The following is an 8,769-nucleotide window of genomic DNA, read 5'->3' as shown; positions in this document are numbered from 1 at the left end:
GACGAGGAGACCGTGCTGGCCGAGATCGCCCAGGCGATCGTCACGGTGCTCGGGGACTACGCCCCCGACCCCGCCGACATCCGCCCCGACACCCTCTTCGGTGACGACCTGGAGCTGGAGAGCATCGACCTCGTCATGCTCTCCGGACATCTGGAGGAGCGGTACGGGGAGCGGGTCAACTTCGCCGAGTTCGTCGCCGGTCTGGAGATCGACGAGATCATCGCGCTCACCGTCGGCCGGCTCGTGGCCCATGTGGTGGACTGCCTCGGCCGGGCCCCCGGACCGGGGGCCGCCCGATGGTGATGATCCGCGCCAACGGGCTCGGCCTGCACGTCCAGCGCCTCACCCCCAGGAGCCGCCCGCCACGGGGGACGGCGGTGTTCATCCACGGCGCCTTCATCGACAGCCTCGCCAGCTACTACTTCACCCTCGGCCCGGTCTTCGCCGCCGCCGGGTACGAGGCCGTCATGTACGACCTGCGCGGGCACGGCCGCAGCGAACGCCCGCCCTCCGGCTACACCCTGGAGCACTTCACCGCCGATCTCGACGCCCTCCTCGACGAGCTGGGGATCGACGGCCCGGTCCACCTCGTCGGCAACTCCTTCGGCGGCACGGTCGCGCTCGACTACGTCGTGCACCGGCCCGACCGCGTCGCCACCGTCACCGTCATCGAGTCCGGGCCCGCCAGCCGCACCTGGTCGGACACCATGACGGCGGCGCTGCGGCACGCCGTGGGCATGCCGGAGGACGACGCCCTGCTGTGGTTCACCGAGCAGTACGGCACGCTCTCCTCGACCCGGACCGGCGACGCCCGCCACGACGCCCACATCCGCCGGCTCGGCCAGGCCGCCGGCCGCCTGGTGCGCTCCACCACCATCGCCGAGGACATCCCCGGCGGGCGGGTCCTCACCGACGAGCAGTTGGGCCGGGTGCGCTGCCCGGTCCTGCTGATCAACGGTCAGGAGGGGCTGGTGGCCGCCGAAGCCGCCCGGCTGCGGTCGCTGCTGCCGCGCTGCCGCGTCGCGGTGGTGCCCGGGCAGAAGCACTCGGTCCTGGTCGAGGCGTCCGACGCGGTCGGTGAGCTGGCCCTGAGCTGGATCCGCGACCATACGGCGGCCCTGCCCGAGCCCACCGCGGCGGCCCCGGGGCCGGGCGGACCGGGGCCGGCCCGGTGAGCCGCTTCCTGTTCGTGGTGCCGCCGCTGACGGGCCACGTCAACCCGGCCGCGGCCGTCGCCGCCGAACTCGGCGCCCGGGGCCACGAGGTGGCCTGGGCCGGCCGCCCGGAGGTCGTGGGACGGCTGGTGGAGGAGCGGCGGCCCCTGGTGTACGCGTGCGCGGGCCCCGACGGGATCGGCGGACGGCCCCCCGAACTGCGCGGGGTCGCGGCCCTGAAGTTCCTCTGGGCACGGTTCCTCGGGCCGCTCGCCGAGGCGATGGCGCCGGGGGTGGCGGCGGCGGTCACCGACTTCCGGCCGGACGTGGTGGTCGCGGACCAGCAGACCGTGGCGGGCGCCCTGGTGGCCGAGCGGCTCGGGGTGCCCTTCGCGACCTCCTCGACCACCTCCGCCGAGCTCACCGACAGCATGGCCGGGATGCCGGGCGTGCACAGCTGGCTCACCGGGCTCCTCCACGAGCTGCGGCAGCGCATCGGCGACCCGGCCGCCACCCACGACCCGCGCTTCTCCCCGCTCCTCACCCTCGCCTTCACCACCCCCGAGCTGACCGGCCCGTACACCACTCCCGACACCGACCTGCGCTTCGTGGGCCCGGCGCTGGCCGCCCGGCGCTCGGCCACCGGCGACTTCCCCTGGCCGTGGCTGGACCTGGCGCCGGGTACACCGGCCGTGCTGATCACCCTGGGTACGGCGAACACCGACGCGGGCGGGCGCTTCCTCGCCGAGAGCGTCGCGGCGGTGCGCGCCCGCGCCGCGCGGCTGCGGGCGGTGGTCTGCGACCCCGGCGGGCTGCTCGGGCCGGTGCCGCCGGAACCCGGCCTGCTGGTCGCCGCGGAGCTGCCGCAGGTCGCCCTGCTGGAGCGGATGTCGGCGGTGGTCTGCCACGCGGGCCACAACACCGTCACCGAGGCGCTGTGGCACGGGGTACCGCTGGTGGTCGCCCCGATCCGGGACGACCAGCCGGTCGTGGCGGCCCAGGTGGTGGGCGCCGGGGCCGGGGTGCGGGTGAAGTTCGCGCGGGCCGGGCGCGAGCAGATCGGCGCGGCCCTGGACGCGGTGGTGACCGGGCCGGGCCACCGGGACGCGGCCCGGCGGATCCGGGACGCCTTCCGCGCCGCCGGGGGCGAGTCGGCCGCCGCCACGTGCCTGGAGAAGCTCGCCGCCGCGGAACAGCCCCGCCAGTAGCCCCCACCCCCCGTAGAGAGGGACGCACATGCCCGACAGTGAACGGATCGCCGGCCTCCGCCCGTCGTACCAGGAGGAGCTGGCCCGTGGCACGGCCCGCTTCTTCCTTCCGGCGCGCCCCGACTGCCCCTGGTGCCTCGGCCGCGACCTGCGCCGCAAGTTCCGCACCACGGACCTCATCCAGGGCAAGCCCGGCCACTTCGTCCTCGACGAGTGCCAAAGCTGCGGGCACGTCTTCCAGAACCCGCGCCTGAGCCCGGAGGGCCTGGACTTCTACTACCGGGACTTCTACGACGGCCTCGGCGCGGAGACCACCGCCAAGATGTTCGAGGGCAACGGCAGCAAGAAGCGGTTCCGCCGCAGCGCCCGCGCGCTGCGGCGGGTCGCCCTGCCCCGCCGCTGGCTGGACGTCGGCACCTCGCTCGGCCACTTCTGCGCCACCGCCAAGGAAGTGCTGCCCGACACCGAGTTCGACGGCCTCGACATGGGCGAGGGCGTCGAACTCGCGGCCAAGGAGGGCCGCGTCAAGGAGGCCTACCGAGGGCTGTTCGTGGAGCTCGCCGGGGAGATGGCGGGCCGTTACGACACGGTCAGCATGTTCCACTACCTGGAGCACACCCCCGACCCGCACCGGGAACTCGTCGCCGCGCACACGGCGTTGGCGCCCGGCGGACGGCTGCTGATCGAGGTGCCCGACCCCGAGTCGCTGTCGGGACGCCTGCTGGGCCGGCGCTGGCTGCCCTGGTTCCAGCCCCAGCACCTCAACATGGTCCCCATGGGCAATCTCTGCCGACGGCTGCGCGAGCTGGGCTTCACCGTCGAGGTGGCCGAGCGGCGCGACGCCCACATCCCCGCCGACCTGGCGTGCGCGACCTGGTTCCTGTTCGACCGGCTGCTGCCGCGCGACGACGCGCCCTGGCGGCCCCGCAGGCCGGGCCGCGCCGCACGGGCCGCGCGGTTCACGCTGGTGTGGGCGGCCGTACCGGTGCTGATCGCGGTGTACGCCCTGGACCAGCTGCTCAACCCGCTGGCCCGGCGCACCCGGTTCTCCAACGCGTACCGGGTCATCGCCCGCCGGGACGGCTGAGCGGGCCGGTCAGCCGCCCGACAGCACCTGCGCCAGGTCGTAGGAGACCGGTTCCTCCAGCTGGGTGTACGTACAGCTGTCGGGGGACCGGTCCGGGCGCCAGCGGCGGAACTGGGCGGTGTGGCGGAAGCGGTCGCCCTCCATGTGGTCGTAGGCCACCTCGCACACCCGCTCCGGCCGCAGCGCCACCCACGACAGGTCCTTCTTGCCGGTCCAGCGGCTCTGCGCGCCCGGCAGCCGGGCGCCCGCGTGGGCGGCCTCGTCCAGCCACGCGGCCCACGGGTGCCCGCCGCCCACCGGATCGTCCATCAGGAGCGGCGCCAGCTCCTCGATCAGGTCGGCCCTGCGCTTCATCGGGAAGGCCGCGCAGACACCCACGTGCTGGAGGGCGCCGGCGCCGTCGTAGAGGCCCAGCAGCAGCGAACCGACGACGGGGCCGCTCTTGTGGAAGCGGTAGCCCGCCACCACCGCGTCGGCCGTGCGCTCGTGCTTGATCTTGTACATCAGCCGGGCGTCCGGGCGGTAGCGCAGGTCGAGCGGCTTGGCCACCACCCCGTCCAGCCCGGCGCCCTCGTACCGCTCGAACCACTCCCGGGCCTGCTCGACGTCCGTGGTGGCGGGCGCCAGGTGCACCGGCGGCCCGACGCCCTCCAGGGCCCCGGTCAGGGCGGCCCGGCGCTCGCTCAGCGGGGTGTCGAGCAGTGAGTCGTCCCCCAGCGCCAGCAGGTCGAAGGCGACGAAGCTGGCCGGGGTCTGCTCGGCCAGCAGGTTCACCCGGGAGGCGGCCGGGTGGATGCGCTCGGTGAGCCGGTCGAAGTCGAGTCGGCCCTCGTGGACGATGACGATCTCGCCGTCCACCACACAGCGCCGGGGCAGCCGCTCCTTGAGGGCCTGGGCGAGCTCGGGGAAGTAGCGGGTGAGCGGCTTGCCGTTGCGGCTGCCGATGACGATCTCGTCGCCGTCGCGGTGCACGATCGCACGGAAGCCGTCCCACTTCGCCTCGTACTGCATCCCGGGCGGAATCCTGGCGACCGACTTGGCGAGCATCGGCTTCAGGGGCGGCATCACCGGCAGGTCCATACCGCTGATTCTCGCCGGACTGTGCCGATATGCGCCATTTGCGGCTCACGCCTACCGTGGCCTGCATGGGCACGAGCAAGGGTGAGGCCGTGGAGCTGGACGTGGCCGGACGGTCCGTCCGCCTGTCCAACCCGGACAAGGTGTACTTCCCGGAGCGCGGCTACACCAAGCTGGACGTGGCCAGGTACTACCTGACCGTCGCCGACGGGATCACCCGCGCCCTGCGCGACCGCCCGACCACCCTGGAGCGCTATCCGGACGGGGTGGACGGCGAGTCCTTCTTCCAGAAGCGGGCCCCCAAGAACCTGCCCGAGTGGATCCCGACCGCCCGGATCTCCTTCCCCAGTGGCCGCCACGCCGACGAGATCTGCCCGACCGGGCCCGCCGCCGTGCTGTGGGCCGCCAACCTGGGCTGCCTCACCTTCCACCCGTGGCCGGTACGCCGCGAGGCCACCGACCACCCGGACGAACTCCGCATCGACCTCGACCCCCAGCCCGGCACCGGGTTCGACGACGCGGTCCCGGTCGCCCACGAACTGCGCGCCCTGCTGGAGGAGTCCGGCATCCGGGGGTGGCCCAAGACCTCCGGCGGCCGGGGCATCCACGTCTTCGTCCCCATCGAGCCCCGCTGGACCTTCACCGAGGTGCGCCGCTGCGCCATCGCCGTCGGCCGGGAGCTGGAGCGGCGCATGGCGGGGAAGGTCACCACCGCGTGGTGGAAGGAGGAGCGCGGCGAGCGGATCTTCGTCGACTACAACCAGACGGCCCGCGACCGCACTATCGCCTCCGCCTACTCGGTCCGCCCCAAGCCGCACGCCCCGGTCTCCGCGCCGCTGCGCTGGGAGGAGCTGGACGACATCCGGCCCGAGGACTTCGACCTGAGGACCATGCCCGAGCGGTACGCCGAGGTGGGGGACGTCCACGCGGACATGGAGGACCACGCCTTCGGCCTGGAGCCGCTCCTCGAACTCGCCGCCCGCGACGAACAGGACCACCGGCTGGGCGACATGCCCTATCCGCCGGACTATCCCAAGATGCCCGGGGAGCCCCTGCGGGTGCAGCCGAGCCGGGCCAGGAAGAAGGACTCCTAGCGGCGCGTCACTGCGTGTCGACGTCGGCCGTGACGATGGCGCCGTGGTCGACGGTGTACGTGCCGGCGAAGAGCTTGTGCGTGCCGTCCGCCTGCAGCGCGTCGAGCCGCACGGTCACGGTGTCCCCGGAGACGGAGTCGACGGTGACCGTATCGGAGACGGTGGTGGCGAGGCCCTTGACGTAGGAGTCGTAGGTGCCGCCCAGGTTCTTCCCCCCGAGCTCCCAGGCGCGCGCGTAGTCCTTGGCGTTGATGGCGGCGAAATAGTCCTCGACGACCTGCTGGGCGGGTGAGGTCGTGGGGGTCGTGGCGTTTGTGGTGGTCGGGGTGGCCGGCGTGGTCGGTGGGACCGATGTCGGTGCGGCGCTGGACTGCGCCGGCGCCGGGACCTCGCCGGTCCGGCTGGGAGGGGTCGTTGGTGTGGCCGTCCGGGTGACGACGCTCTGCGAGACGGCGGGAGCGGCCGGCTGCGGGGTGTCCCGGGAGCTCAGGGTCATCACCGCGGCTGCGCCACCGCCCGCCAGTACCACGGCCAGGGCGGCCCCGGCTATCAGCAGCGACCTGCGCCGACCGTACGGGTGGCCTCCGTCGCCCGCGCCGCCCGGATGGCCGCCGTAGTCGTCGGCGGAGGCCACCCGTACGGTCGGCGGGGTGGCCGCCCGATGGTCGTCGTACGCCGCCTGGCCGGACCCGGCCCGGTCGCCCGGCGCGTAGGGCGGCGGCAACGGCGTGTGCGGTGGCGTCTGGGTCGCGTCCGGGGCGAGGCGCTCCCGGCCGCCGCTGTCCGTCGGCGGCGCCACCTGCGTGGGCGGATGCTCCGCCGCCCCGGGCGCGCTCACCGGCAGCCCGGCCGCCACATCGTCCAGCATCCGCCGGGCCTGCTCGGCGGTGACCCGCTCGTTCGGGTCCTTGCGCAGCAGCGCTTCTATGACCGGGGCGAGCGGGCCCGCGTGCCGGGGCTGCGGAAGCTCCTCGGCGACCACCGCCTGCAAGGTGCTCATCGTCGTGGTGCGGCGGAACGGTGACTGCCCCTCCACCGCGGCGTACAGCGTCACGCCGAGCGACCAGAGATCGGACTCCGGGCCCGGGCGGTGGCCCATGGCACGCTCCGGGGCGAGGTAGTCCGGCGAACCGACGACGTCGCCGGTGCGGGTCAGCCCGCTGGAACCCCCCATGACGGCGATGCCGAAATCACCGAGCACCACCCGGCCGCCGCGTTCGAGCAACACGTTGGCCGGTTTGACGTCCCGGTGGAGCACCCCGAGCTGGTGGGCCCGGTCCAGCGCCGACAGCAACTGCGCGCCGAGCCGGGCCGCGTCCCGTGGCAGCAGTGTCCCCTCGGTGGCGATGACGTCGGCGAGCGACTGGCCGTCGATCAGCTCCATCACGATCCACGGCCGGCCGTCCTCTTCCAGCACATCGAACACGGTGACGACCCCGGGGTGTTTGACCCGCGCCGCGGCCCGTGCCTCCTGCTCCATGCGGGCGTGCAGCACCGCGAGCTCCTCGCGCGGCAGCCCGCCGACCGTCAGCTCCTTCACCGCCACCTCACGGCTGAGCAGCTGATCCTGCGCCCGCCACACGGTGCCCATCCCGCCGTGGCCGAGCTGTTCGACGAGGAGGTACCGGCCGGCCAGCAGCCGTTGCGCACCGGCACTCATGGTGCTCCCGAGGCGTGATCGGGCAGGCGGGGGCACCGTGCGGAGGGTGTGTGCGTCGTCATGGTTCCTCACTTCCGCCGTCGTGCGGCCGAGGATCCCGCCCCTTTCCATGCTGAGCCGCCTGCCGGGCGTTGTCGCGCCGAACCGGACCGCCGCCGCCCCGCTACGCCAGGGGCGGCCGGCGCTCGGCCGGGGGCAGCAGGAGTATCTCCAGCGCCTGGGCGCACGCGCGTGCCTGCGCCAGGAACCAGACGGCCCGCTCGTCCGTCATCACCACCGGCGCGGCCCGCAGCGACAGGGCGAAGCGGGCGTGGCCGGCGCGGTCGAGGACCGGCACGGCCAGGGTGCGCGTCCCGTACGCCGTGCCGTACGCGCCGGGGACCGTCTCGCTCTCCTCGCGCGCGAAGCCGTCGGCCCGTACGTCCGCCAACTCCTCGTCCAGGGCCGACGGTTCGTCCGGCCCGGGCCAGGCGAGCAGCACCCGGCCCGGCGCCGTCGAGCGCAGCGGGCGGCGCAGCCCCGCCATCGGGGGGACCGGGCCGCCCGCCACGATCACCGCGTGCGGGCCACTGCGCAGCGCGAGGTCGGCGACGGCGCCGGTCCGCGCGGCCAGGTCGGCGAGCTCGGGGGCGGCCAGATGGAGCCCGCGCTGGTGGTACGAGAGGCGGCCGAGCTCGGTCATGGCGGGGCCGAGCCGGTAGCGCGCGGTGCGCACGTCCTGCTCCAGGAAGCCCGCCCCCACGAGGGTGCGGGCCAGCCGGTGGGCGGTGGAGACGGGTAACCCCAGGCGCCGGGAGAGATCGGACGCGCTGAGGTCGGGGCCGTTGTCGTGGAAGGAGTGCAGCACCTCCAGGGCGCGCTGCACGGCCTGCGCGCCGGTCGGTGTGCGCACCGTGGTGGCCTCGGTCATATCGGCTCCCTGACGGGTCGTGATCGACGAAGGGCTCCACACTACGGCCGGGTGTTCTGGTCGCTCACGGCAACGGCGAAGGCGGCCGGAACCACTCCCGTCCCGTGATCGACAGGCTGGAACCGGCCAAAGAGCGGGCGGCGGGCGAAGATCGCTTGACGCGGGCGGCGGAAGGCGTTCAACGATCATTGACCGGACGTTGATCCGGCCGGGCCAGCATGAAGGCATGTCGATCAACACCACCATCGCCGGGCCGGAACTCGCCTGGCAGGAGACCGCGTTGTGCGCCCAGGCGGGGCCCGAGTTCTTCTTCCCCGCCCCCGGCAGCTCGACGCGGGAGGCCAAGCAGCTCTGCGGCGGCTGTGAGGGACGCCAGGCCTGCCTGGAGTACGCGCTCGCGAACGACGAGCGGTTCGGCGTCTGGGGCGGCCTCTCCGAGCAGGAGAGACTCCAGCTCCAGCGCAGCCGCGGACTGCGGCGCGGCCGGGCCTGAGGGGTCGAGCCACGAACCCGGCCGGCTCAGGAACGGCCGGGTTCCTCCGGCGGACGCGCGTGCCCTTCTCGGGGGTGGGCCGCGCG

General features: G+C 74.1%; 9 protein-coding genes. 6 read left to right on the top strand and 3 right to left on the bottom strand.

The window, feature by feature from the left end; all coding sequences use genetic code 11:
• The 4 genes from ACJA3G_RS22755 to ACJA3G_RS22740 form a co-directional block, all read left to right on the top strand.
• The coding region (locus ACJA3G_RS22755) for an acyl carrier protein (RefSeq protein WP_406554880.1) at window positions 1-303 on the top strand (303 nt) is incomplete at its 5' end.
• The gene (locus ACJA3G_RS22750) at window positions 297-1,175 is read left to right on the top strand and encodes an alpha/beta fold hydrolase (RefSeq protein ID WP_406554879.1); all 879 of its coding nucleotides are present in this window, start codon (window positions 297-299) and stop codon (window positions 1,173-1,175) included. The genes ACJA3G_RS22755 and ACJA3G_RS22750, both read left to right, overlap by 7 nt.
• Window positions 1,172-2,362: a glycosyltransferase gene (locus ACJA3G_RS22745; protein ID WP_406554878.1), complete on the top strand. Its 1,191-nt coding sequence runs from the start codon at window positions 1,172-1,174 to the stop codon at window positions 2,360-2,362. Before ACJA3G_RS22750 ends, ACJA3G_RS22745 begins: the two co-directional genes overlap by 4 nt.
• Before the next feature lie 28 nt (window positions 2,363-2,390).
• Window positions 2,391-3,449 (top strand): class I SAM-dependent methyltransferase, encoded by a 1,059-nt coding sequence (locus ACJA3G_RS22740; protein WP_406554877.1) that lies wholly within the window; start codon window positions 2,391-2,393, stop codon window positions 3,447-3,449.
• A 9-nt stretch (window positions 3,450-3,458) separates the two neighbouring features.
• On the opposite strand, the gene ACJA3G_RS22735 is transcribed toward ACJA3G_RS22740, so the two are convergent.
• A complete protein-coding gene (locus ACJA3G_RS22735; RefSeq protein ID WP_406554876.1) occupies window positions 3,459-4,529 on the bottom strand; it encodes an ATP-dependent DNA ligase in 1,071 nt (356 codons plus the stop codon).
• Window positions 4,530-4,594: 65 nt separating this feature from the next.
• On the opposite strand from ACJA3G_RS22735, the gene ligD reads away from it, so the two are divergent.
• A complete protein-coding gene (gene ligD, locus ACJA3G_RS22730) occupies window positions 4,595-5,620 on the top strand; it encodes a non-homologous end-joining DNA ligase (protein ID WP_406554875.1) in 1,026 nt (341 codons plus the stop codon).
• A 7-nt stretch (window positions 5,621-5,627) separates the two neighbouring features.
• Here the strand turns inward: ligD and ACJA3G_RS22725 are convergent, their stop codons facing one another.
• Together ACJA3G_RS22725 and ACJA3G_RS22720 are read right to left on the bottom strand one after the other, a co-directional pair.
• Entirely contained in the window at window positions 5,628-7,280 is a 1,653-nt protein-coding gene (locus ACJA3G_RS22725) for a serine/threonine-protein kinase (protein ID WP_406554874.1), read from the bottom strand.
• A gap of 163 nt (window positions 7,281-7,443) precedes the next feature.
• Window positions 7,444-8,190, bottom strand: coding sequence for an IclR family transcriptional regulator (locus ACJA3G_RS22720; RefSeq protein WP_406554873.1), 747 nt, complete (start codon window positions 8,188-8,190; stop codon window positions 7,444-7,446).
• Window positions 8,191-8,416: 226 nt separating this feature from the next.
• On the opposite strand from ACJA3G_RS22720, the gene ACJA3G_RS22715 reads away from it, so the two are divergent.
• Window positions 8,417-8,683: a WhiB family transcriptional regulator gene (locus ACJA3G_RS22715; protein WP_406554872.1), complete on the top strand. Its 267-nt coding sequence runs from the start codon at window positions 8,417-8,419 to the stop codon at window positions 8,681-8,683.
• The last annotated feature ends 86 nt before the right edge of the window (window positions 8,684-8,769 follow it).

It is taken from the genome of Streptomyces sp. YS-3, assembly GCF_045257485.1.
Classification (GTDB): Bacteria; Actinomycetota; Actinomycetes; order Streptomycetales; family Streptomycetaceae; genus Streptomyces.
This window is presented reverse-complemented; position numbering and strand designations above follow the sequence as displayed.

Coding starts and splice junctions, on each gene's coding strand:
- ACJA3G_RS22750 (WP_406554879.1), top strand. CDS start 297: ATGGTGATGATCCGCGCCAACGGGCTCGGCCTGCACGTCCAGCGCCTC.
- ACJA3G_RS22740 (WP_406554877.1), top strand. CDS start 2,391: ATGCCCGACAGTGAACGGATCGCCGGCCTCCGCCCGTCGTACCAGGAG.
- ACJA3G_RS22735 (WP_406554876.1), bottom strand. CDS start 4,529: ATGGACCTGCCGGTGATGCCGCCCCTGAAGCCGATGCTCGCCAAGTCG.
- ligD (WP_406554875.1), top strand. CDS start 4,595: ATGGGCACGAGCAAGGGTGAGGCCGTGGAGCTGGACGTGGCCGGACGG.
- ACJA3G_RS22725 (WP_406554874.1), bottom strand. CDS start 7,280: ATGAGTGCCGGTGCGCAACGGCTGCTGGCCGGCCGGTACCTCCTCGTC.
- ACJA3G_RS22720 (WP_406554873.1), bottom strand. CDS start 8,190: ATGACCGAGGCCACCACGGTGCGCACACCGACCGGCGCGCAGGCCGTG.
- ACJA3G_RS22715 (WP_406554872.1), top strand. CDS start 8,417: ATGTCGATCAACACCACCATCGCCGGGCCGGAACTCGCCTGGCAGGAG.